This is a genomic window from Thermococcus sp. MAR1 (assembly GCF_012027305.1).
In the GTDB taxonomy this organism is placed as follows: Archaea; Methanobacteriota_B; Thermococci; order Thermococcales; family Thermococcaceae; genus Thermococcus.
Genome location: NZ_SNUF01000001.1, coordinates 525658 through 547901, shown reverse-complemented (window position 1 = coordinate 547901; position 22244 = coordinate 525658). Strand labels below are relative to the sequence as shown.

Genomic DNA, 22244 nt, shown 5'->3' with positions numbered 1-22244 from the left:
TTAAGGAAAAGAAAGGTCAGAGTTCAGTTATCTCGGTGCTTTCCTTCTCTTCTTCCCCGGCCTTCTTCGGCAGTCCTCCTGGGCGTCTGCTCTTCTTCCTCTCCAGCTTCTCCCTGAGCTTCTCGGCCTCGTCCCAGTACTTGTAGGTTATTCCAGCGAGCACGAAGGCCACTATGATGAGGAGTATCGCGAGTGGCTTCCATGGGTTGCCGGTCGGGCTGTAGGTTTCAACAACACCTTTGAGCTCCTCGGCGAGAGGAGTGGGGTCACTCATGTTGGCGAGGGTCTGGTTTACATAGCCAGGAAGTTCCTCCGGGGTCGGCCAGACTTTGACTTCCTTAATTATTACCTCTGGCGGGATGCTGTTTATAGTTACCAAGTTTCCGAGCTCAAGCCTGTGCTCGTTTCCGAGCGGGTCGAGGTAGATAAGCGCAGCCCATATGTTGGTGAGATTTTCCCTGAGAACGGTCAGGTCTATCTGAAGGGTCTTGGTTTCCCCGGCCTTGATGGTTCCTATCTTGATTGATGACTGTCCGTCAAGGCTGGCCGGGAGATTTAGGAGGAGCGTGGCGTTCGTTACAAACTCGTAGTCTGGGTTGCCCTCGTCAGCAGAGAGCGTGAACTTGACTTTGACGGTATCACCGACCTTTGCGCTCACGTAGTTGCTCCAGGTGCCGTTGTAGGCCTGGGCGGTGACGTCTATAGCGGGTATGTTGTAGACCTTAATGCCACTGAGAATCGGGGAGTATATCGTCCTCTTCTTCCCTGTCTCAAGGCTCTTGTCATCGTAGAAGGTAACGATGGCCTTTCCAATCTCGAATTCACCGACCTTGGTTGGCTTGAGGACATAGATAAGCGCCGGCATGCTGGTGAAGGCAGGGAATGTCTTAAGGGTCCAGGTCTTGGTCATGCTGATGAGCTCAAAGTCATTGGGTATCGGCGCGGCAACGCTCACGTCGTAGGCGTCTCCCCTTCCGAGGTTCTGAACGTTTATCGTGACCACAAGGTTGTCGTTGAGAAGCATCGCCCTTGGAACGGCATCGATTTTGGCTATGACGTTGGCCTGCCTTAGTATTGGGGTTACTTGGGAGCCGGCAGGGCCGTAAACCCTTATTATCGCCCTCTTGTAGTCGGGCTCAACCTTCTGAACCGAGAGCTTCAAGGGGGCGTTTGGAACGTTCTTTGGCTCGTCCCCAACCTCGAGGAGCATCGTACCGAGGCTGCTGCTTCCCCTCAGAACCTCGACCTTAACGACGTCCGGTATTGTCGAGACGAGCTTGACGTAGTACGTGGTGTTATCAACAGTAACGGGTAGCTTCTCGTTGACGTAGAGAAGGTCGTTGTAGAGGAGAACCGTCTCAACCTGCTCGGGTGGGTTGACCTCCCCGCCCTTCTTTACTATCTTGAACTTCGTGGACGCAACCTTGGGGACGTAGACGTTTATCGTGGCACCGTTGTTCACGGTGTTTGTAACCTCTATGGACAGGTAGTTGGAGTATGAGTGGCTTGAGTCAAGCTTGTACCTCACGCTACCGGCGGAGCCCTTGTCTATGGTGAGTGTGTATATGTCGCCGTAGGGCATGGTGACCTTGAACGAGGCGGTATCGCCAGAAACCGAGGTCAGCTTTATTTTAATCTGCGGGAAGCCCTCCGGCAGGGTCAGCTCGTTCCCAACCACAAGGTTCTTCCCCGAGAGAACCTTTTGGAGTGGAGATTTTAGCTCGAGCAGAATTGACTTGGTATCGTATCTAATCCATACGAGACTCACGTTTAAGTATACGTTCGCGCTCGACGGGTAGAGGAGATAACCATCTTGACCGATAACGTATCTGAGGGGACCCTGGGGACCATCGACCTGAATGTATATCTTGCTCCAGTTGGGATTGACATCGGCAAACTGAACCTCAAAGGGGCCCAGAACTGCCTTGTCTCCCAGACCCAGGGAGACGCTGGATATGCTGGCGTATTCCGGCACGCTTGCGGATTTTACTAGATGTACCATGGGTGTCAGGGAGAAAATCATCAGGCCCAGCAGGATTAAAGCGACTACCTTTTTCATATCTCCAGCCTCCAAAGAGTAGTTAACTAATCACCAAAAGGAAAAGGTGATATAAAGATGTTACGGTGTTAGTCTTCTCCTGTCCCTTGGGAACAGGATGACTTCCCTGATGTTGTTAATGTCGAGCATCTGCTTTATCAGCCTCTCCGCACCGAGGCCGAAACCGCCATGCGGGGGCATTCCGTAGCGGAAGGCCTTGAGGTAGAACTCAAAGCTCTCTGGATTTAGTCCCTTCTCCCTTATCTGCTCGACGAGGACGTCAACTCTGTGCTCCCTCTGGCCGCCGGACGTTATCTCTATTCCCCTGTATTCAAGGTCGAAGGAGCGGCTTATCTCCGGCCTATTCTCATATTTCATTATGTAGAACGGCTTTGCCTCGCTGGGATACTGGTATATGAAATAGAGGGGCGCGTTCTCGTTCTCTAGCATATACTTCCCGAGTAGCCTCTCGCCCTCGGTGTCTATGTCCTCGCCCCAGGGAATTTCCCTGCCGAGGTCCGCGAGTATCTCAAGGGCCCTGTCGTAGGTGACGCGCGGGAAGGGCAGCCTTGGCTCCTCAAGTTCAAATCCAAGAACTTCAAGCTCCTTCGCGTTGTGCTCGCGGACGTATTCGATGGTATGAGCCACGAGCCTCTCAAGGAGTCCCATAACCTCTTCCTCGTTTTCTATGAACGCCATCTCGGCGTCGATGCTCCAAGCCTCGTTGAGGTGCCTCGTGGTGTTGTGCTCCTCGGCGCGGAATATGGGGGCTATCTCGTAAACTCTATCGAGACCGGTGGCCATCATTATCTGCTTGTAGAGCTGGGGTGACTGGGCCAAAAAGGCATCCTTCTCGAAGTACTTCATTGGAAAGAGCTCGGTTCCGCCCTCTGTGGCGGTGGCTATTATCTTGGGAGTGTGCACCTCAATGAAGCCCTCGCTGTGGAAGAAATCGCGAACGGCCTTGAAAGCACTCGAGCGTATTTTGAATATGGCCATTACCTCTGGCCTCCTGATGTCCATGAACCTGTTGTCGAGCCTCGTGTCAAGTTCGGCCTTGACCTTGCCGGTCGGATCGAGCGGGAGTGGGCTCTCGGCCCTGCTGAGCACCTCTATCTTTTCTGGCAGTATCTCAAACCCCAGCTTTGCCTTTGGCGTAAAGTTCACAACGCCTTCGACCGCTATAACGTCCTCGGCATTTAGCTTGGGTATCAGCTTGAACAGCTCGGGCTCAACCTTCTTCTTGGGGGCTGTTACCTGGACTATCCCTTCCCTGTCCCTTATCCAGAGGAACTTTATTCCACCGAGATCCTTGATTTCCCAGACCCAGCCGGCGATCCTAACGCGCTGGCCGTTCAGTTCTTCGGTAATCTGGTTTGAGTAGTGCGTCCGATACATCTTCAAAACCTCCATAAGGAAAAAGGAATCAGATGAAGTTTATCTTAACGTCCTCCCCGGCTATCTGGGAGAGTATGCTCTCCAGTACCTCAGCCTTTTCGGGGAGCTTTCTCCTGTCCCTGTTGAGCACAAGAACCTTGTAATAGGTTCCTCCACCGGGCTTGTAGACTATGTTCACACCAAAGACCCCTGCCGGGTAGAGGAGGTCCGTGGCGAGCTTTTTAACGTCGTCGGTGCCCTTAACTTCCACCGCCTCGATGACGCGTATCCTCTTACCGAGCTCCCTCATGAGGGCCTTAATGTTCTTACCGCCCTTGCCGATGGTTATTGGGACGTCGCCCTCCCCAACCACGATGACTATGAGGTCACCGGCTTCGACGGCCTTCTTAAACTCCATGTCAACGTCGCCGATAAGCTTGTACAGGAGTCTCGCGACTTTAACATCAAGCTCGGAAATAACCCCATCCTGAAGTTTTTTCTCGTCGGCCGGACACAGAATATCGTCGGTCTTCAAACACACCTCACAGATTGGCGCCTTCATCTCCTCACCTCCCTTTGCCTGAAGAATGAACTTAAAGGGCTAACCCTTAATTCTAGAAGTCATTTAAAAACCTTATTATAGAGGAAAGAGAAGGAAGAAGTTCAGATTTCGCCCTCTATCTCACGCCTTATGCGCTCGATGAATTCCTCAGTAAAGCGGTGCCGCTCCTCGGCCATCTTTCTCGCTGTTTCAGTATACATCAAGTCCTTGAGCCTCAGTATTTTCTCTTCGAAGTGCCTAAGGGAGGCCTCTACGTCCCTCCCATGCTCACCCGAGTACATGAAGACCCTCGCGATGCCTATAGCTCCGATGGCATCGAGCTTGTCTGCATCGCTGAGTATCTTGGCCTCCAGGGTTCGCGGCTCTGGACCACGGGAAAAACGGTGTGCCTCTATGGCATGAGCAACCGCCTCGATTTTATCCTCCGCGTAGCCAAGACTCCGGAGATACTGCCGAGCTATCCTTGCCCCCTCGACCGCGTGGTCCACCACCCTGCCGGAGCTTTCCAAAGGTCTTGCTATGTCGTGGAGCAGTGCCGCCAGTGCCAGAACCTCAAGGTTCGCCCCTTCCTCCCTTCCGATGTGCATGCAGAGGTTCAGAACCCTCTCGATGTGGCTGAAGCCGTGGGTTCCCTCTCGCTCGAAGAAGTGCCGCGCGTATTCACGGGTTCTCTCTATGAGCCTGAGGCTTTCCTCATTGGTTATGAACTCATCGAGCTTCATTCCATCACCTGAAAAATAAGAAGAGATGGTTATTAAAGAAGTTTACGTCAATATCTTTGAGTTTCGAAATCATATTTTTCTTTGACGAGCTCTAGTCCTCTTAGTAGAACGTCCTTCTGTGATACAGCTTCTTCCTCAGAGTATCTCCATTCCAGATTTGAGAGTTGGTATCCTCCAGTTTTAAGAACGTGGCCCAAGTTATTCAATAATGCCTTTAAAGCCTCATCTCCCCTTAAAGAAGGCCCTCTAAATGTTTGAGCTGCTTTAACGAAACCTCTCTCTATTAGTAACTGCCATGAGAAAGAACCATCGTCAATTATTAGCCTCCCGTTGTATCCTTCAAGCAATTTAATTAGTTCATTGAGATCGGTAATCCTCATCCCACTGGTGGACTGCTCAAACATTTCGGCGGCTAATTCCAGATCTGCTTTAAGGAGTTCCCCAACTGAGAATTTATATATTTCCACCAACTTGACCTTATCCTTATAAGACAGTACCTCAGAGATTTTTTTAAGTGCATCTTCCCCCTTTAGTGCTTCACCAGTGAGGACGTCTTCTAACAGGGCCCCAACGACCCTTCCTCGTATGACAAGTAAGTACCCAGTTTTTATAGTATCGTTTTCTCTCCACGAAAACTTCAGATATCCCTCTTTAATGTTTTTAATGACATCTGATATGTCCTCAAATCCTGCAAAATCGATTACCTCTTCAAACCTTCCAGGAAGCATACTCATCACCTTAAAATGGTAAAAAAACAACCTCAAATTTATTTCTGGTCATAGCCCTAAACACCTCAAAGCATAGAGGCAACTTTCTGAGCGTTTCTCTTTAGGTATATTCTGACCAGACCGAGGTTGACCTTTGGATCCGTCAGAACTGAAAGGACAGCGTTTTCACCGGCTTCAACCGTTATTATCTTGCCCTTCGGAGACTCAAGGGTAACCATGTCTATAGTCTCTTCGTGGAAAATTTCCTTTGAAACGTTAAGCGATGTACCGTAGATCGTAGCAACCATCGCGCCGGTACTTTCGGCATCTATAGTCCTGTCGCTGGCCTGAGCCTCGATGAGGAGACCGTCCTTGCTGACTATGGCAACACCTTTAACCCCATCAACTCTTAAAAGATCGGCTATAACGTTCTCAAACATCCCCCATCACCCCAATATAAGCATGTCAACCTCAACATGTTTTTCAGCCACTCTAATTTCTTTTATTAAAACGTTCTTGCCACTGAACTTCTTGATTGCAACAGCTATGGCGTTGGCCATGGGATACAGCACGGGTTTCATGCCCTTCTTTTCAAGCAACTGGAGAGCGTAGAGATCCATCGGGTTGTCAAGTTTCAGCGTTACCTTATTGCCGTCCTTGATTATCTCCCCTTTCTCTGCAAACCCAAAAGTGTTTATCATAACTTCAGTAAACCTGTTGAGCAATTCCTGTGGATCATTGCTTCCTTCAAAGTTCAGTCCATACTCCTCCATCATGCTGTGAAGGAGTTCCTCACCTATTGAGTTGCCTAAGCCTTTTGCACCGGCTCCAAGAACTTTATATATTCCGTTATATATTCCGTACAGTATTAGGTTGTTCACTTTTGTTGCCATTTCTTCAGACCTCTCGTTCATCCTTTCCACGACCTTCGCCCCGTCATAAGGCACCCCTCAGATGGGGTTTCTCAGATATATTTGCGAAAAGTTGCTTTATTAACTTTTTTTTGTAGAATTTTCAATAATTATTTCATGCGCATATATTAGGAAGATCCGCCCAGATTTGAGGATATAACATTACTACAGATAATTCAACAAAGTTTAAAAAGAAGTGTGCATAACATAGCAAATTGGTGAGGTTATGCCTCTCAGCTGTAATGAGATTGAAGAGATTCTTAGGTTATATAATGAGGGGGTTTCAGTTCGAGAAATAGCAGGAAGATATAAAGTTAGTGAGAGGAGAATTTACCAGATTGTGAAAAACCCCATTCTTAAAAAACCAGGCAGACCAAGGAGGAATATAAATCATGATGTGAAGGAGCTTATCATAAAGCTGAGACAAAAAAGATGGTCATCAAAGAAAATACACGAACATCTGATAAAAAATGGAATTGAAGTTTCTTATTATCACGTCTGGAGAATTGCAAGGGAATGGGACATTAATAAGCTATCAAGGGAATTGTTCGGGACAACAAAGGACTACGAGAGGGTTCTGGGGATATTCGTAACGCGGGTGAAGTTGAGAAACGGATTTTTAAAATTGTTTGTACTCGGTGACATCTCCAGTTCGAAAGTGCTCGAGTATGGAGTTGACCCCAACCTTAAGTGCATAGTCTCCCATATAAAGGGACATATTCTCCCTGAAACGTTGATTATCATACAGCGGAGTCCACCCCTCGTTCCTACAAGAGGTAATAACCACTTGACCCGGTTTTTAAATGAGGCAAATGTGGATTACGTCTGGATAACCCGTTCCCAGCTCAGACGTTTGTGTAACTGCATGAAAAAATCTAATATCCCACTTTTTGAGAACAAGGAAGAGTTTATAAACTGGTTCAACAACAAAGGTTTGGACTTACTTGAAAACTCCTGCGAGCTGATCTCAAAAAAATTCATGGAGTTGAGGAGGAATGGGAATATTAGACAAAATACGCAGTTTTCTCAAAACGAAGTCTGAGGCTGAAATCCAAAACTTTAAGGATGAACTCATCAAAGAGTATGATTTCAGGGAGTTTCTCCTCGCGACAACTGAAGGACTCCCAATAATGGGGACGTTTCATAATTCTGAGGAACTTTCAGCGAAGGTGCCTGAATTCCTTAAGTTTGTGTCGGATTTTGAAGACTCTACATATTATACGCTATCCACTGGCAACTCCACATATATACTTGTGAGGATATCGGAAGATGTGTTACTTTTCGCTAAAGGAGAACGGCCGTTAAGGTACCACGAGGTGCAGGAACTTAAGAGAAAAACAAAAAACGAATTGGGGATTTAAATATTTATCTTTCTCTTAGCGTTTCCCCCACAAGTGCGTTTAAAAGCTCAACGATTTTCTCGTGGACGTTGAGGCTTATCCCATCAACAGTCGGCGTCTGGGTTTTGGAGACCCCGTCTATCAGACCGAACTTTGATATGATCCTGACTATTGTCTTTTCATCCCAGCCGGGGAGCAGTTCTTTGCCAAACTCTATTGACGCCTGGGCCACGAGCCCATAGGCACCCCAGTTTGAAACCGCCGAAAGAATTAGCTCATCGGTCTCAACGACGCTTGCTATTCTCTCACCATAGGGAACGTGCTTGACGACCAGGTCCCTTATCTTGCCCATTCCAGCCTCATTTCCACCGTCGCCTATCCCTATCGTTGGCACCCCGAGCTCTCTAGCCCTCAAAACCGCCCAGTCGAAGGTCTCCCTCGTTATCTCCATGCCGCTCATTGAGTAGTACCTCCCGTCTATTGTCCTCCCCGGAGTTTCCACAGCTACGACAAGGGAGTAGTCCTCTATCTCAGGTTCGTCGGTGAACCTGATGCCGAATGGTTCCAAGGCAGTCTTTACCTCAGGGTACGTAAGCACCTCAGCGGTACCCCCCAGGGTCTCAATGGCCTTCACTAGAGCCAGTGCTCCTGGCGGCCCATCGGTCTCAGCATGCATCATCGGAGGGATTGGAAACCCCGTTATCACGAGAACGCGCTCATAATTATCCAAGAACATCTTTGCAGAATTATGTAAAAAATCGGGATTTTCCCTCCGGTAGTCGATGTACACCCGGAGAACTCCCCTGTTGCCAGCGTCCGTGTTGATTAGGTGGGCTATCATGGCTCATTCCTCTGCCTCATAGACCCTTATCCTGACCCGCTTCCCCTTTACCGCCTCCTTGAGCTTCCACCAAAGCTCCGTCGGCTCCTCGCTCCTGTGAACCAGTTCATCCCCATTTTCGAGCTTGACCCTCTTCTCCCGGTACTTGATGAAAACACCTTCCATATCGAATATCTCCTTCATCCCCATCCCCCCAAGATTTTTCTGAGTTCGTGAAGGGTTCTGATTTCATAGTCTGCCATATTATAACCCTCCTCGCCGTCGCGGTTTATCCAGACTGCGGTCATCCCGATATTCTTGGCGCCGTAGACATCCTGGCTGAGGGAATCTCCAACCATCATGGCCTCACCGGGCTCCACGGCCAGCTCCTCAAGGGCGTAGAGAAATATCTTGGGCTCAGGTTTTATAGCGTTCACGTCGTCCCTAGTTACGACGACATCGAAGTAATCCAGCAGACCGGCGAGCTTGAGCTTCAGTCTTTGGTACCCCGGACCGCTCGTGATGACCCCGAGGAGGTATCCCTCCTCCCTCAGCCACTCCAGCGTTGGAATCGTATCGGGATAAACGTGAAGCTTGTGGGGGTATGTCTTGAGCAGCTCCTCATAATTCAGGTCGAGGTCGAAGAGCCTGAAGAAGAAATTCCAGTCGTGCCAGTCATAGGTGTCTCTTCTGCCGAATATCTCTCCGAGAAACTGCTCCCTCGCCTCATCCTTGCTTATCCCAAACTTCTTCGAGAGCTTGTCGTAGACCTGTGGGAGGAAGAGCTGGATGAGCGGCATCTCGGTTAGTATCGTACCGTCTATATCAAAGAGAACCGCCTTCATTTTACCACCTCTTGACCAGGAGAGCCAGTATCTCCACTTCCCTGGTGAGGTTCTCGTCCATTACCACGCCCCATATCACGTCCTTCTCGGCCAGTATCTCCTGGAAGTGACCCAGTATCCCGTGCGCGTCCTTCAACGGAAATTCCCTTCCGACGAGTATTCCCACGAGACCCCTGTCCCAGATGCCCCAATGCCAGCCGAAATCGACCTCTCGGAGGAGGCGCAGGATCCCGACGTTGCCGCCGCGGATCATGTTGAACAGGTCGGCGTAGTCTATGTTGACGAGCATCTGTGTTTCGAGGTAGTAGTAAAGCCTGCTGAACATCTCGGCGATGTTCTCCGATGCACCCTGGAACGCAATCGAGATCGAGGCATCGTCGCTGCGGAAGAAGTCCCAGAGGGAGTCATAGAAGACGGTTTCAAAGTCAGCGGCCCAGGGAGGTTTTTTCCCGGTGACCAGTTCTTTTTTCGGCGTCAAAACGTAGGCGAGCTTTATCGTGTCCCTCGGGGTGCTTTCTGTTATTATCTCCCTCAGTTCGTGGTTTATCTCCTTGTCGTCGAAGACGAGCCACAGGAAAGTGTTCTCGGGAAGGCTGGAGAAGAAGTTCCTGAGCCTCTCCTCGTACTCATCAAAGCGGGGCAGGAGGTAGTAAGCAGGGTTGACGGTCACCTTAACGATGCCGTCCGCGGTTATGCTGTTGACTATCCTCGCTCCCGTGTTCCCGATTCCAACAAAAAGATGGGTAAAAGACTGCATGGCGACCCCTTACTCAAGGGTCGCATGCTTCTTCTTCATATCCTTTTCGGTCTTCTGGAATGTAGCCATGAGAAGTGCTATGACTCCGTCGAGGAATATCATCGTTGAATCCTCGAAGAGCGTTCCCATCGGGGCTATCCACTTGTACTTGGTGAGCATCTGGCGCGCTATGTAGTCCGTCGGGATGTCGGTCTTGGTCCTTCCGGGTATCTCAACGACCACATCGGCGAGTTTTCCGAGGGTTGAGTTGGCGTAGGAGGTTATCGCGACCACTTTGCCCCCCTGCTTCTTGGCTATCTCCGCCGCATCGACGATGCTGTTGGTCTCACCGGAACCGCTGATGGCTATGAGAAGATCACCCGGCTCAAAGGCCGGCGTTATGGTCTCACCGACGACGTAAACGTTGAAGTCGAGGTGCATGAGCCTCATCGCGAAGGCCTTGCCGACAAGACCGCTCCTTCCGGCGCCGTAGATGAATATCTTGTTCGCCCCGATCATGGCATCGACGAAGCCGCGAACCTGTTCTATCTTGAGCCTCTCGGCGACGTTGTCTATGTGGTCGACTATGTCAGTCATGGCCTTCCTTATGGTCATCATGTACTCTCCCCAGAAGAGGTCGATTATTCTCCTGGTGACTTCTTCGGGGTCGTCAGCCTTGGTTATGGCACCGCCGACTATGATGATCGTGGCACCCAGCTCGATGACCTTCGGGATTGTCTCAAGGTTCAGTCCGCCAGCGACGGCAACGGGAACGCTGACGGCTTTGACGACCTTCTCAAGGTCTTCCAGTGGACTCTTGCCCTGAACCTGCTCGTCTATGCCGGTGTGAACGAGTATGTAGTGAACGCCCATCTTCTCGAGCTCTTTAGCCCTTTTGACCTTGTCCTTAACACCGATTAGATCGACCATGACCCTGATTCCATAGCGCCTTGCAACTTCCACTGCGTCTTTTATCGTCTTGTCATCGGCGACGCCGAGGATAGAAACCACGTCGGCACCATGTCGAGCAGCCATCTCGACCTCCAGAGCACCTGTGTCCATGGTCTTGAGGTCCGCCACAATCTTCCTGTCAGGGAAGCGCCTCTTGAGAAGCTCAACCGCGCGCATGCCTTCCTTCTTGATGAGCGGTGTTCCCACCTCGAGCCAGTGGGCACCGCCGCGGGCGGCTTTTTCCGCGATAGAAATGGCCTGTTCAACGTCAGTTAAGTCAAGAGCGACCTGGAGTATCATCTCCTCGCCTCCAAGGAGTTTTCGTTTTAATCTTATGGGGCTACTTTTTAAACTTTGGCGTCGCGAATTAACATTTAAATGTCCAAACACATCGCCAAGGTTTAAAAGTCCGAGCGCCAACACGGGTCGGTGGAATCAAATGGTGACGTTCATTCCCTTCGGCGAGAAGCCCAACAGGGACGGGGTTCTCTACGTTCTGCAGCTCTTGAAGAGGAACAAGCTCATCGAGGATTACATGATAGTCGAATCCAGCAGGGTTGAGCTCCTCCCGGAGAGGATTCCCCTCGATAACGCTTACATAGTTGGGGAACACCTTGCGACGTACGGTATAATTGAAAAGCTGAGGCCCAGCTCCCTGCTGAGCGTCGATGCCCACACCGACCTCATGCACGACTACCTCGACCACGGCTCATGGCTGGCTTACGCCCTGGAGGAGCGCATCGTGAACCGGGCAGCGGTTCTAGCGCCGGTTCTCATGATACCAACCACCGAGCGGACCCAGCTCTGGACGAGACGTGTGAAGGTTTTCCCAGCCCTCCTGAGGAGCAGAAAGATTCGCGGAAAGTGGAGAGCCTATAAGAACCTTCAGACGAACTCCCTCGACGAGATAATCTCCGAAGCAAAGAAGTATCTAGGGGAGGAAGTGTACCTGACGGTTGACCTGGACGTTCTCCGCCCCGAGTACCGGATAGCCCGCTTCCAGCATGGGGAGCTCACGCTTGAGGAACTTCTCGATCTCCTTGAGGGGGTAAAGAAAAACTTCAAAATAGTAGCCTTTGACATAGCCGAGGTTTCCGACAAGATTCGCCGCTCGAGACTGGGCAAAAAAGCCCTGGTTGAGGTTTTCCAGCTACTCACGGGGTGATGGTATGGCTCTCAATGGACCCACAGAGGAGGAGATGAGAACGGTTCTCATGCCCCTCATGCTGTCCGGGGCAAAGATGCTCGACAAGCACTGTCCCAAGTGCGGTTCACCACTCTTCGAGAAGGACGGAAGGGTTTTTTGCCCGGTATGTGAGCACAGGAAGAGGCAGAGGCAGGCTGAGATGAAGGGCGTTGAGGAGCGTCTCATGGAGAAGCTCAACGAGCTCGCCAACTCCCTGCCGGACGAGATTGACCAACTTGAGAAACACTTAAGGGCAATGGAGAAGATAATAGAACTGTTGGAAAGATACCGGAAACTGGAGGGAGGAGAATGAAGAACGTCAAGGTTTTTAAGGCTCTGGAGGATGGTCCAAAGACCATCGAGGAGATAGTTGAAATCACGAAGCTCCCGGCGATGGAAGTTAGGAGATACCTTCTCCGCTTCGTCGAGCAGGGCAAGGTCGAGAGCTACCAGAAGGAAGGGAAGCTCTTCTGGAAGATTAAAGAAACCAGCGAGGCCGAGGAAGAGTTCAAGTACGTTTGAGCCCTTTCATATTTGGATTGGAGCTTGAGTAATCGATTTTACCCCCCATTTTTGACTCATAGTGTTGTGATTTTGACAAGTAAAAATTCAAATAGTTTTGTATACGTGTCAGCAGTACTTATGATGGTGATGTCTCGTGGCAAAGTTCGCACTATGGTGGGTTCGATGGAATGGTTCTGACTACGAGTCAAGGATGACCGTCGGAGACAGGAAGGCTACTGTTGATGACTTCCGGGAGAGGGGCTTTGATAGGGTTGTCGTACTTGATGGCGAAGGACGTAACTCTCACTGCAGTGGTTTTATGTACTCTAATGGGTACAACGACGGGAGAGAGTTAGCGAAATGGGTTCTTTCCCTGGGCATTGACATGCCGTTTTACATAACAATCCCGTTTAGTCGCCCCGATGGCAGGCAGAGGGATCAGGCCCAAGCGTCTTTTTCAAGTGTCCCCGATTCATACTACAGGGGCTGGATTAATGGAGTTCTTTCCGTCGATATTGACAACATGAAGGGCTTTTACTGGAGCTACGAGAGCCCTCTCCAAACAGGACCCCACGGTGAAAACGTCTCTAGGGAGTTCATCCAGAGCCTCCATGATTACGTTCACGGGCACGGACAAGAACTAATCTGGATTCCCACTATTGGAAACAGGGCTATGAAGTGGATAACGAACCCTGACTATGTCACTATTCCAACCCTTGCAGAGTATTTTGACCACGTGTTTGTTCAGCCTCACTACTATCAGACTACTAAATTAGACGACGGAAGCGATTACACTCTGCAAGAATTGGCGCTTCGCGTTAAATGGATGTCATACAATGGACTTTCAATCGAGATGGAGGCTGATAATACTATAGTGGGGGAAAATAGTAACTGTGCATATTGCAAGAATACTCAGGGAACATGGAGAGAGGGTCACTTTATAGAAAAAGTCGGATGTGACAAAATACCTAATCAAGAAACAGAACAAAAGTGCATTAATCGCGCCTGCGATTACATTAGTGCGATTGTAGAAGTGTATATCGAAGAGTTCCATAGTTCTCCGATTTCAGTTCAAGAAGCTGTTAGCACCTTATTCCCGGATAGAGCTTACTATTTCGGCACTGATTTGAAAGTCGTCGATAAGGTGAGAGCAAAATGCTCAGAATGGTGATTTTATGACCCGTTACCATTTAATTTTCTTAACACCCAAACAGTTAGGAGCAGACACAGTGAAACTGATTAAAGGAACTAACGGAGGCCAGATTGCCGCGGAGGTGACTATATGAGGCGGATTGCAGTCCTTCTAGCTCTCCTCATTTCCATTTCACTTACTAACTCTTCAGTTCCCGCTTCTCATGACGTATCTAAACTTCCAGCAACCGTTTATGAAATCCACATCTCTGGTATTGGGACTAGAACCCAGACGATACTCACCGTTGACGTTGAGCTTCCGGGTTACGGAACCTACACTTTGGCTTACGCTTTCTCCTACCACTATGTGAACTACAGTAATTTCACGTATATAAGCTTCATGAACGTCTCAGGTGAAACATTCAAACTGGGAAATCTGACGCTTCCTTGGCCCACCAATCGGTTCGAAGTTTACTCCGTGGGAAATGACGTAATCCTCCGTTGGTGGCAGGAAAACGGTTCCCCCATGGATTACGCAATCCTGAGTGGTCTCGTTAGGGTATACACCAAATACTCCCCACCACGCCGGATTACGGGGGAACTTCAGGGGGATTACATTGTGTTCAGGATTTCCAACTGGACAGTCAGAGTTCCTGTCGATGAGATCGAACACTACTACCCAAAGGGTTTTCTCCACAAGCTTGGTGCTACAGTTTACTATCATCTTGTAAATTGGGATGAGCACGGCAACCCAATCTATCGTCGGGAGCTTTTGATTTACCCCGTGAACGTAACCTATTGGAAAAATGACGGAAAGCTCTACGTCGGTCCAGACTCCTCGGCTGGTGTACCACTTACCAATACCCTTCCCATACTGCTCTATTCAAATGACACATTAAAGCCCGTTGCGGATATACTAAGGATGATTACTCCTGTGGGAGATCCTTTAAGGAACTTACCAAATCCATACGCAGTTAATGCAACGATAATGATACCCGAAAAGAACGCCCTTGAGAACTGTGATTTCTCACCAACGGATCATGTTTCAATATACCTGTACTCCAACGGTAGCACTGCAATGCTCAAGCTCAAAGATATTCCTCTGGAGCTCTGGGGAAGCGGAATGACATGCGCCGACTGGCAATCCGCCGCGTGGGTTCCTATGGACTTCCTGTACCTCTTTAAGGGGGAAACCCCAGTTTACCTCAACCTCTCCGCAATGCCCCACGTGGACAGGGTTTCAAACTCCCCTTTGCCGTCGTACCACGTTAACGTCGGCGTCGCAAACGGCACCTACTACCTCCTCTGGCAGTACATCCCTGAGGGTCCCTCCAAGATGGCTTCACAGGTTTACAGGCTTGAAAACGACTGCCTACGCCATATTTCAAATTCGAGCGGGATTCCAGGAGACAAGGGCTTTGTTGCCCGTGGCAAAGTTGTTGGGGATTCCGTAGTGTTTCACTTTTCAAACGAGACCTTACGGATACCTCTTTGGGAGTTAGGGAAATACTACCCTGGCCCGGGTAAATACTGGAGCTTTACCGCCGCGAGGGATGGGAAAGGGTATTTAATAGCCCCGGGTTCCATCCTTTACGGGTTTTTGGGTTCGTCCTTCGCTGTGTACCTTAATGATTCATACTTCTGGCTCCTTGGGAATTCTACAGGGGTTTACGCACTGTACTACTCTAATGGGACCTTAAAACCTGCTTTCACTATACTTCCAGGTTTATCACCCGTGAAGAATCAAATTAGACTTAAACCCTGTGCCATTTGTCCATCGGTGAACCGGACTTCTACTAACTCTTCCACTCCAGTTCACTCAACTGGGACAGGTTCCGTGAAGTCGTCTACAGGGACGTTCTCCCAACGAGCGACCTCAAGAGCAGGCGGGAAAAGCATCTGTGGGCCTGGCTTCCTCGTTCTACTTGTAGTCGTTAGCTTGCTCATAGAAAACGCTTCAAGGAGGGGATAAAAACGTCCCGGATAACAACGTTCCGCTTGGTAATCCTCCTTATTGCCCTCCTCCTTTTCCTCACCCTTCCGGTTTCAGCAACTTACTACGTAAAAGAGCCCAGTCCCCTTTACGAGGTAAAATACTCGGTTCTCTCGAACGGAACCGAGGCGTTGGTCCACCTTTCAGTCCTCCAGTGGGGAATCAGCTGCGGCATGACCGACTGCTGGCCTGAGGTCTTTTACGGCCACGAGTACCTCCTATTCTTCGATGGCGGCAGGCTTTACCTGCTGAACTTTACTCCCGCGGTGGGAGTTCCCACGGAGGGGATAATCTACAGGAGAGCAACGTTCATCAACGGGAGCTGGTACGTGGAGATGGAGTGCTACCTCCCAGATTATTCTCAGGTCGATATGGTTTACAGGTTTGACACCCGGAACTTCTGCGTTGAGCCGGTAAACGTCAGCAGTTGGTTTTGGCTCCATCGGGGAAAAATTAGCAACGAGATTAACGGCTGGAAGATTGAACTGCAATCCTGGGGTCCCGGCGAGTGGGGTCAAGCGAACGTGAGCGACCTCTGGATAGCTTCCAGCAAAAGCGCGAGTAGCTGGTCTCCAGGTCCGGCCATCGTTGTGAATTCGAGCGTTTTCCCCGTTTATTTCATCATCAAAAAAGACGAATTGGTAAGAAACGTCACCCTCGTTTACCTGAACACAACTGGAAACAACAGTCTGATACAGGATTTCTGGTTTCCAGGCGATGTTAAAATTATCAACGTGACGGTCTGCAAGACCAGTGCGGATACTACCAGCATGGCCGTTGAGACCAACGGCACAACCTACACTAAGGAGACATCCCTAAATACAACAAAAACACAAACCAACACAAAAGAAACCAAAAAGGGCATCTGCGGGCCGGGGCTGATAAGTCTGCTTGCAGTAATTCCGTTAATCCTCAGAAGGCGTTAGCTCCCCTTTTTTCTTAACGCAGGCAGGGCAGTAAAAAGGCACATGAAGAACAAGGGAAAAGAAAAATCAGGCCTTCTTGGCCTTCTCCCAGTACTCGTTGAACTTGCCCTCGAAGAGGGCCTTGACGCGGAAGTCCTTGATCCATATCTGGGTCTCGTAGTTGAAGTACCTTGCCGCCATGTCCTCGAGGGCGAAGAAGACCTCGTCGTCGCAGATGAGCATCGGAAGCTCAAGCTTGTCTATAATCTTAAGCTCAAGCTTGCCGGCCTTGTAGTAGTCCAGTATCTTCGAGGTACCGAGCCTGTGGAAGACGCTCTCGGTGACGATTATCTTGGCCTTGGCGCCGTTGTCGATGGCCTTGATGATGTCACTCTCAAGGTTGACCGCGATGTAGCCGTCGTCGGCAAGGAGGATCTGCTCCTTGACTTCCTCGAACATCTCCTTGGTCTTGAGGGTGGCGTTCCTGATTCCCCTGACAACCCAGACCTTTTCGACGCCGTACTTCGGAATCTCGGTCTCGATGAGCGGGCTCATGAGCTCAAGGAGCTCCTCTTTGGCCTTCTTCTTGGCCTCAAGCTCTTCAGCAACCCTCTCCTGCCACTCCTCGATGAACTTCTCAAGGATGTTCTGCGGGTGAACCGGCCTGTACTTGTTGACCTTGCCCGGCTGGCTGATGGCAAAGCCCTTCTTCTCAAGGCTCCTGAGGACATCGTAAGTCCTCGGCGCCGGAACCTCGGAGACGCTGGCCAGCTCTGCCGGAGTGAGAACTCCAAAACCGACTAGTGCCACGTACGCCCTTGCCTCGTAGAGGTTCAACTCAAAGTGCTCCTGAAGGAGCTCTACCATCCTATCCTTAACCATTTCTTACCACCACCCGATTTTCTATTTTTTGTTTGGATTTCATTCCATATAAATTTTTTCCACGGGTCGTTAGTGTCCAGGGTTATGCTTCGAAGATTATTCGGAGATGACTTCGCTGGATATTATTGCCGTTGCATGGATATACAAAGGCATTACTACTGGATAAATTTTAAAATTTTTGGTTTTACTGAGAAGCAAAATTCATAGGTACCATCTAGGCACGACATGAACTATGAATGATAAATAATGAAACATGTTGTAACGTCATTGCTGAAGTTACAACGAATTAAGCATATTCCAATTCATTAAATAAACGCGATTCTGAATTAACACCAAAGCATAGGGTGGAGTATGAAAAATAAACCTTAACCCAGGTACTGGCGTATCTCTCCATGAAGCTCACGGAGAACCTCCTGATAATCGACCTTGTTTTCCTCGATCAGATCCATTATCTCTTCGAGCTCCCTGGTCTTTTCCTCGCTGACGAGTTCCTTATACTTACTTATGAGATAGTGGTAGACCTTGATACCCTGTTCAGTCGGGACGAGCTTTTTCCTTCCGCGGGTCTCGAGGACGTAGTAGCGCTGGAGGAGCGTCTGGACGATCTTGGCGTAGGTTGAGGGTCTTCCTATCTTGCGCTCTTTCATGAGCGCTATTATGTCTCCCTGGGTGTAGAGAGAAACTTTCGGCGCCTTCCACTTCTTGGCCTCGATGACCTTAAGCCTAACCCCGGGCTCAAGCCGTGGTAACTGCCTGAAGGGTGGAGAGCGAAGCCTTGTCCAGCCGTCCTCGATTACCTCAACGTAGCCCTCTATCTCTGCCTTTCCAACGCCAGCATTGATAACGGCCCTCTCCATGAGGAGCTTCGCGGCCTTCATCTGGCTCGTCATGAAGCGTCTGAATATCATGTCGTAGAGCCTGTAGTGGTTCCGGGTGAGGTTCTTCGGAAGCTGAAGAATTCCATCGCGGATCAACTGCATCAGCCTGCCCGTGTCTATCGGCCTCGTCGGCCTTATGGCCTCGTGGGTCCCCTCCTCACCCCAGGGCCTGGGCTTGAAGTACTCCTCACCGAGTTCCTGGGTGATGTACTCTTTAGCGATCTCTATTCCCGTGTTGCTGACATGAGTGCTGTCGGAACGGTGATAGGTGATCAGTCCGAGCTCGAAGAGGTCCTGGGCGATGCGCATCGCTTCCGGCGCGGACAGCTTGAGGAAGGTCGAGGCGTCCTTCAGCATGGCATCGGTGGTGTAAGGTGGACTTGGATTCAGCTCCCTTTCCTCAAGCTCGGCCTTCTCAACCGTTACGAACTCCGGAGGCTCAACGCTTTTGCCGTCCTTTCCGAGTTCCACCGTGAGCTGGAGGCCGTTCTCCAGCTTTAGTCCCATGAAATACGTCTCGCTCTCTGTGAACTGTTTGTACCTCTCGATAACCCAGCCCAGAACCGGCGTCTGAACCCTTCCAGCGGAGAGGTTGCGGTTCTCAAAGACGCGCTGGAGTTCCTGGCTGAGTTCAAAACCAATCCACCTGTCCTCAATGCGCCTCACTATCTGAGCGTTCACCCTTCCCTCGTTTACTTCTCTCGCCTCTTCGATGGCCCTGAGTATCGCCGGCCTCGTCACCTCGTGGAACTCTATGCGCTTGATGTTCGGGGTGTACGGGCTGAGCACGTTCCTTATGTCCCAGGCTATCTTTTCACCCTCCGTGTCGGGGTCAGTCGCGATGAGTATCTCGTCGACCTCCTGTGCTATCTCCCGCATGGCCTTAACGTTCTGAAGGGCGTCGCGGACGTTGGTCGAGCCACAGCGCGGACAGACACCCTTCTCCTCCCAGTCAACGAACTGATGGCCACAGTCGCGGCAGCGCTTTATGGTGTCGTAGACGGGGATGAACTTCAGCATGCTGTCTTTCTCATCAACCAGAACGCCGTGGTAGCCCTCGTTCGTCACGAGGTCGAACATGTGCCCGCCGCTGGCAAGGATGGTCAGCATCATGTTCCCTATGCTCACCTCGTAGGCAACGAGATCACCTATCCTCGTCTTGCTCGGCTGACCGAAGAAGTTGGCTATCGTGCGCGCCTTGTTCGGGCTCTCCACTATCATAAGGGCTGATTTGACGAGGTCCTTGACCTTGGCGCTTATCTTGCCCTCCATAACAAGACGGACCTTCTCCCTGTCCTCGTCTATCTGCCTCAGAACATCATCGAGGTCCAGCTCTTCGAAGGGCACCATCTTGAACTCGGTGAAGCGCCAGCGCATCTGTCTTAACAAGCCGTTGAAGACCTTCTCATTGTCAACTATAAGCACGCTCAGTCCCTTGGTGATTCCACCGGCGAAGAGTCTGCTCGTTCTTCCAGTGGCCTGGATGTACGTTCTAACGTCGGGAATCTCGATGTACCACTTGCCACCTTCCTCCTTCAGGCTGATGAAAGGATCCTCCGCGAGCCTCCTGAGAACCTCCTCATCCCTGAGAACCCGCCTCAGGAACTCCACCAGCTCTCGGAAAACACCAAGGACGTGGTTGTGGAAGCCGTTCTCTATTGGAAGTCCCTCAGCGAGGGCTTCTTCGATCTTGAGCAGTTCAAACTGAGGGATGTTCCTGATGAGCCTCCTCAGCCTTGCGTGCATTCTTTCGGCCTGCTTTCTGTCCTCATCGCTCAGGAACTCCATTATCTCACTGAGCAGGCCGAGGGCACGGTAGATGGTCGGCCTCTCAAGGTCTATTGAAAACCGGAACTTGGGAACGCCGGTAAAGACCGCGTAGCGGATGAGGTGGGGCATGTCGAGGCCCCTAACCAAAGAACCGTAGTAGGTTGCCGAACCTATGAGGTAGTCGGCCTCGCCGTTCTCGAACTTTTCAATGGACTTCCTGTTCTTTGAGCTGACGAGCTCTATCCTGAAGCCCCTCTCACGAAGATAGTTGGCGAGCTCCTCGGCGTAGCCCAGACCCTGATCGATTGGGGTGAATATTATACCGCCCTTTCCGAGCCTCTCAAGGAGTTCCTCGACGTGCTCCTTGACGTCTTTCGTAGGCTTAAGATAGCTGTCAACGACGTTCCTGAGGGCGCTTCTCCCGCTCCCAACCTCGAAGCCGAGCAGCTCACGGTAGAGCTTTATCCTGTCGCCCCGGGCTGAACCGGTAGCCGAGGCGATTATCATTATCCCGACGCCGTTTTTGGCCTTGAAATCCTCGATTTCACGCTGTATCTTTCCGATACTGCCGTTGAGTTCCTTGAGTTTCTCCTCCCTGTCCTGGGCGCGGCCGTTCAGATACTTCGACATCTGCTTTTTCAGGCGGATTATCTCCCACGCCTTCTCTATTATCTCCTCGTTAAAGCCGAGGAGAAGAAGGGAGCGGTCTATATTCTTGCTGGCCTTTAGAAAAGCGTCAACATCGTCGACGAAGATGAAGTCAAAGCGCCTGCCCTTCAGAACCTCATCGAACTTCCTCGCGAGCCACTGAGCACTGGTAACGAGAATATCATAGTCCTCATTTTGAATCTTGGCCAGCATCTCCTCCCGTTCCTTCTTCCGAAGGTTGCCGTGATAGTAGGCGAGGTTTATCTCAACGCCGGCCCTCTCGGCTATCGCCTGGAGCTTTTTGACTGTTTGAACCACCAGCGGCGTTGTCGGGACGACTATGTAGCTCTTCTTCCCCCTCGTGGCGTGCCACACGGCCATGAAGGCCCCAAAGGTGCTCTTACCCATTCCGGTCGGGGCTATGATCGAGAAGCTCCTCCCCTTCAGGAGTCTCTTGACCCAGGTTCTCTGCGCGCTCCAGAAGGTAAAACCTGTGGCCTTCTCAAAGAAGGCCTCGATTTCCCTAAGGCCCCTCTCAAGGTCGTATATTCTCTCCCACTCCTTGAGGGTGCCTCTAAGCTGGAGGGCGTTTCTAACCGCCGTGACGAGGTCAAAATAGGAGTCAGCCCGAGCGGTTTCAGCGAGGCACTCGTTGCAGGGATTTTTCAGATACAGCCTTTCATCGGAGATTTTACCGAGGCAGTTCGGGCACATCTCGCGGTAAATCGCCTTCATTTTCTCACCCTCTAAGTTCCTATTTGGTGCCGGGGAGATTTATAAGGGTTTTTAGATTGTGGCCTCGAGCTCTCTGAGCTCGTCCTCGAGCTTTGCCGAAAGCTCGTAGTCGCTGAAGACGTGCTTGTATTCCGCGAGGATTTCCTCAAGGACGTGGATGGCCTCCGTTTTGCCCGTTATCTCGACTAGCCTTAAAGCCCTCCTGAAGAGTCTGGCAACCTCGCTCCCGCTCTCGTCCGTGCTGAGGGCAAAGCGAAGCTCCTTGAGGGTAACGTCGAGCGCCAGCTCCGGAACCTCGGCTAAGAACTCCATGGCGATCGCCTCTGGAAAGAGCCCGGCATGCTTATCGAAGCTCTCGAAGTAGAAGCCGCTTTCGTACGCCTTCATGGTCGCTGTGACGTGCTTGCAGTCTCCTCCAAGTGGACAGGTGCAGCGGTTCTCGCCTGTTGAAAGGCCAAGCTCGACGTAGTAGGGGTAAGTGCCCAGAACCTTGGAGAAGAGCCTATCCCTGTACTTGACGACCCAGAGGACCTTTCCGGCCTTGTAATAGCGCTCCCCCTTCCTGAGGGTCCTCTCATCCATGGCACTCACTTTAGGGGCTTC

Annotated in this window: 23 protein-coding genes; 8 read left to right on the top strand and 15 right to left on the bottom strand. The window is 50.7% G+C overall.

Annotated elements, in window-relative coordinates; translation table 11 throughout:
* Window positions 1-16 precede the first annotated feature (16 nt).
* From E3E25_RS03095 to E3E25_RS03065, 7 genes are all read right to left on the bottom strand, one after another.
* The gene (locus E3E25_RS03095) at window positions 17-2059 is read right to left on the bottom strand and encodes a hypothetical protein (protein ID WP_167891776.1); all 2043 of its coding nucleotides are present in this window, start codon (window positions 2057-2059) and stop codon (window positions 17-19) included.
* Between the two features lie 60 nt (window positions 2060-2119).
* Window positions 2120-3436 carry an aspartate--tRNA(Asn) ligase gene (gene aspS / locus E3E25_RS03090; RefSeq protein ID WP_167891775.1) on the bottom strand — a complete coding sequence of 439 codons (1317 nt, stop codon included), beginning with the start codon at window positions 3434-3436 and terminating at the stop codon, window positions 2120-2122.
* 28 nt (window positions 3437-3464) lie between these two features.
* The gene (locus tag E3E25_RS03085; RefSeq protein ID WP_088180074.1) at window positions 3465-3977 is read right to left on the bottom strand and encodes a KH domain-containing protein; all 513 of its coding nucleotides are present in this window, start codon (window positions 3975-3977) and stop codon (window positions 3465-3467) included.
* Between the two features lie 101 nt (window positions 3978-4078).
* On the bottom strand, window positions 4079-4699 hold the full coding sequence (locus E3E25_RS03080; RefSeq protein ID WP_167891774.1) for an HD domain-containing protein: 621 nt from the start codon (window positions 4697-4699) through the stop codon (window positions 4079-4081).
* A 47-nt stretch (window positions 4700-4746) separates the two neighbouring features.
* A complete protein-coding gene (locus E3E25_RS03075; protein ID WP_167891773.1) occupies window positions 4747-5433 on the bottom strand; it encodes a DUF2226 domain-containing protein in 687 nt (228 codons plus the stop codon).
* A gap of 59 nt (window positions 5434-5492) precedes the next feature.
* On the bottom strand, window positions 5493-5846 hold the full coding sequence (locus E3E25_RS03070) for a roadblock/LC7 domain-containing protein (protein WP_167891772.1): 354 nt from the start codon (window positions 5844-5846) through the stop codon (window positions 5493-5495).
* Window positions 5847-5852: 6 nt separating this feature from the next.
* The gene (locus tag E3E25_RS03065) at window positions 5853-6329 is read right to left on the bottom strand and encodes a hypothetical protein (protein WP_167891771.1); all 477 of its coding nucleotides are present in this window, start codon (window positions 6327-6329) and stop codon (window positions 5853-5855) included.
* A 214-nt stretch (window positions 6330-6543) separates the two neighbouring features.
* Here E3E25_RS03065 and E3E25_RS03060 point away from each other — a divergent pair, with 214 nt between their 5' ends.
* Window positions 6544-7359, top strand: coding sequence for a helix-turn-helix domain-containing protein (locus tag E3E25_RS03060; RefSeq protein ID WP_167891770.1), 816 nt, complete (start codon window positions 6544-6546; stop codon window positions 7357-7359).
* The gene (locus E3E25_RS03055; protein ID WP_167891769.1) at window positions 7313-7678 is read left to right on the top strand and encodes a hypothetical protein; all 366 of its coding nucleotides are present in this window, start codon (window positions 7313-7315) and stop codon (window positions 7676-7678) included. Before E3E25_RS03060 ends, E3E25_RS03055 begins: the two co-directional genes overlap by 47 nt.
* 4 nt (window positions 7679-7682) lie before the next feature.
* Here E3E25_RS03055 and E3E25_RS03050 read toward each other — a convergent pair whose 3' ends face one another.
* From E3E25_RS03050 to hxlAB, 5 genes are read right to left on the bottom strand one after another with little or no spacing between them, the layout of a single operon-like run.
* Window positions 7683-8498 carry a glutamate cyclase domain-containing protein gene (locus E3E25_RS03050; RefSeq protein ID WP_167891768.1) on the bottom strand — a complete coding sequence of 272 codons (816 nt, stop codon included), beginning with the start codon at window positions 8496-8498 and terminating at the stop codon, window positions 7683-7685.
* A 3-nt stretch (window positions 8499-8501) separates the two neighbouring features.
* Window positions 8502-8681, bottom strand: a complete 180-nt coding sequence (locus tag E3E25_RS03045; protein ID WP_167892631.1) for a hypothetical protein — start codon at window positions 8679-8681, stop codon at window positions 8502-8504.
* Window positions 8678-9322 (bottom strand): TIGR02253 family HAD-type hydrolase, encoded by a 645-nt coding sequence (locus tag E3E25_RS03040; protein ID WP_167891767.1) that lies wholly within the window; start codon window positions 9320-9322, stop codon window positions 8678-8680. The genes E3E25_RS03045 and E3E25_RS03040 overlap by 4 nt, the downstream gene beginning before the upstream one ends.
* A gap of 1 nt (window position 9323) precedes the next feature.
* Entirely contained in the window at window positions 9324-10079 is a 756-nt protein-coding gene (locus E3E25_RS03035; protein ID WP_167891766.1) for a hypothetical protein, read from the bottom strand.
* A 9-nt stretch (window positions 10080-10088) separates the two neighbouring features.
* The gene (gene hxlAB / locus E3E25_RS03030; protein ID WP_167891765.1) at window positions 10089-11309 is read right to left on the bottom strand and encodes a bifunctional 3-hexulose-6-phosphate synthase/6-phospho-3-hexuloisomerase; all 1221 of its coding nucleotides are present in this window, start codon (window positions 11307-11309) and stop codon (window positions 10089-10091) included.
* 139 nt (window positions 11310-11448) lie between these two features.
* On the opposite strand from hxlAB, the gene E3E25_RS03025 reads away from it, so the two are divergent.
* The 6 genes from E3E25_RS03025 (at window position 11449) to E3E25_RS03000 (ending at window position 16749) form a co-directional block, all read left to right on the top strand.
* Window positions 11449-12174 (top strand): arginase family protein, encoded by a 726-nt coding sequence (locus E3E25_RS03025; RefSeq protein ID WP_167891764.1) that lies wholly within the window; start codon window positions 11449-11451, stop codon window positions 12172-12174.
* A gap of 4 nt (window positions 12175-12178) precedes the next feature.
* Window positions 12179-12508, top strand: a complete 330-nt coding sequence (locus E3E25_RS03020; RefSeq protein ID WP_167891763.1) for an Sjogren's syndrome/scleroderma autoantigen 1 family protein — start codon at window positions 12179-12181, stop codon at window positions 12506-12508.
* Complete coding sequence (locus tag E3E25_RS03015) at window positions 12505-12717, top strand: ArsR family transcriptional regulator (protein WP_167891762.1); 213 nt, start codon at window positions 12505-12507, stop codon at window positions 12715-12717. Before E3E25_RS03020 ends, E3E25_RS03015 begins: the two co-directional genes overlap by 4 nt.
* Before the next feature lie 136 nt (window positions 12718-12853).
* The gene (locus E3E25_RS03010) at window positions 12854-13870 is read left to right on the top strand and encodes a DUF4855 domain-containing protein (RefSeq protein ID WP_167891761.1); all 1017 of its coding nucleotides are present in this window, start codon (window positions 12854-12856) and stop codon (window positions 13868-13870) included.
* Window positions 13871-13981: 111 nt separating this feature from the next.
* Window positions 13982-15802, top strand: coding sequence for a hypothetical protein (locus E3E25_RS03005; protein WP_167891760.1), 1821 nt, complete (start codon window positions 13982-13984; stop codon window positions 15800-15802).
* 26 nt (window positions 15803-15828) lie between these two features.
* A complete protein-coding gene (locus tag E3E25_RS03000) occupies window positions 15829-16749 on the top strand; it encodes a CGP-CTERM sorting domain-containing protein (RefSeq protein WP_167891759.1) in 921 nt (306 codons plus the stop codon).
* Window positions 16750-16815: 66 nt separating this feature from the next.
* On the opposite strand, the gene trmBL2 is transcribed toward E3E25_RS03000, so the two are convergent.
* From trmBL2 to E3E25_RS02985, 3 genes are all read right to left on the bottom strand, one after another.
* Window positions 16816-17610 (bottom strand): HTH-type transcriptional regulator TrmBL2, encoded by a 795-nt coding sequence (trmBL2, locus tag E3E25_RS02995; RefSeq protein WP_167891758.1) that lies wholly within the window; start codon window positions 17608-17610, stop codon window positions 16816-16818.
* A gap of 365 nt (window positions 17611-17975) precedes the next feature.
* Window positions 17976-21641 (bottom strand): reverse gyrase, encoded by a 3666-nt coding sequence (gene rgy, locus E3E25_RS02990; RefSeq protein ID WP_167891757.1) that lies wholly within the window; start codon window positions 21639-21641, stop codon window positions 17976-17978.
* A 51-nt stretch (window positions 21642-21692) separates the two neighbouring features.
* Window positions 21693-22223 (bottom strand): SWIM zinc finger domain-containing protein, encoded by a 531-nt coding sequence (locus tag E3E25_RS02985; RefSeq protein ID WP_167892630.1) that lies wholly within the window; start codon window positions 22221-22223, stop codon window positions 21693-21695.
* Between the last annotated feature and the right edge of the window lie 21 nt (window positions 22224-22244).

What these genes read in the sequence shown, in the direction of transcription:
- E3E25_RS03095 (WP_167891776.1), bottom strand. Translation starts at nt 2,059, where the DNA reads ATGAAAAAGGTAGTCGCTTTAATCCTGCTGGGCCTGATGATTTTCTCC.
- aspS (WP_167891775.1), bottom strand. Translation starts at nt 3,436, where the DNA reads ATGTATCGGACGCACTACTCAAACCAGATTACCGAAGAACTGAACGGC.
- E3E25_RS03085 (WP_088180074.1), bottom strand. Translation starts at nt 3,977, where the DNA reads ATGAAGGCGCCAATCTGTGAGGTGTGTTTGAAGACCGACGATATTCTG.
- E3E25_RS03080 (WP_167891774.1), bottom strand. Translation starts at nt 4,699, where the DNA reads ATGAAGCTCGATGAGTTCATAACCAATGAGGAAAGCCTCAGGCTCATA.
- E3E25_RS03075 (WP_167891773.1), bottom strand. Translation starts at nt 5,433, where the DNA reads ATGAGTATGCTTCCTGGAAGGTTTGAAGAGGTAATCGATTTTGCAGGA.
- E3E25_RS03070 (WP_167891772.1), bottom strand. Translation starts at nt 5,846, where the DNA reads ATGTTTGAGAACGTTATAGCCGATCTTTTAAGAGTTGATGGGGTTAAA.
- E3E25_RS03060 (WP_167891770.1), top strand. Translation starts at nt 6,544, where the DNA reads ATGCCTCTCAGCTGTAATGAGATTGAAGAGATTCTTAGGTTATATAAT.
- E3E25_RS03055 (WP_167891769.1), top strand. Translation starts at nt 7,313, where the DNA reads ATGGGAATATTAGACAAAATACGCAGTTTTCTCAAAACGAAGTCTGAG.
- E3E25_RS03050 (WP_167891768.1), bottom strand. Translation starts at nt 8,498, where the DNA reads ATGATAGCCCACCTAATCAACACGGACGCTGGCAACAGGGGAGTTCTC.
- E3E25_RS03045 (WP_167892631.1), bottom strand. Translation starts at nt 8,681, where the DNA reads ATGAAGGAGATATTCGATATGGAAGGTGTTTTCATCAAGTACCGGGAG.
- E3E25_RS03040 (WP_167891767.1), bottom strand. Translation starts at nt 9,322, where the DNA reads ATGAAGGCGGTTCTCTTTGATATAGACGGTACGATACTAACCGAGATG.
- E3E25_RS03035 (WP_167891766.1), bottom strand. Translation starts at nt 10,079, where the DNA reads ATGCAGTCTTTTACCCATCTTTTTGTTGGAATCGGGAACACGGGAGCG.
- hxlAB (WP_167891765.1), bottom strand. Translation starts at nt 11,309, where the DNA reads ATGATACTCCAGGTCGCTCTTGACTTAACTGACGTTGAACAGGCCATT.
- E3E25_RS03025 (WP_167891764.1), top strand. Translation starts at nt 11,449, where the DNA reads ATGGTGACGTTCATTCCCTTCGGCGAGAAGCCCAACAGGGACGGGGTT.
- E3E25_RS03020 (WP_167891763.1), top strand. Translation starts at nt 12,179, where the DNA reads ATGGCTCTCAATGGACCCACAGAGGAGGAGATGAGAACGGTTCTCATG.
- E3E25_RS03015 (WP_167891762.1), top strand. Translation starts at nt 12,505, where the DNA reads ATGAAGAACGTCAAGGTTTTTAAGGCTCTGGAGGATGGTCCAAAGACC.
- E3E25_RS03005 (WP_167891760.1), top strand. Translation starts at nt 13,982, where the DNA reads ATGAGGCGGATTGCAGTCCTTCTAGCTCTCCTCATTTCCATTTCACTT.
- trmBL2 (WP_167891758.1), bottom strand. Translation starts at nt 17,610, where the DNA reads ATGGTTAAGGATAGGATGGTAGAGCTCCTTCAGGAGCACTTTGAGTTG.
- rgy (WP_167891757.1), bottom strand. Translation starts at nt 21,641, where the DNA reads ATGAAGGCGATTTACCGCGAGATGTGCCCGAACTGCCTCGGTAAAATC.
- E3E25_RS02985 (WP_167892630.1), bottom strand. Translation starts at nt 22,223, where the DNA reads ATGGATGAGAGGACCCTCAGGAAGGGGGAGCGCTATTACAAGGCCGGA.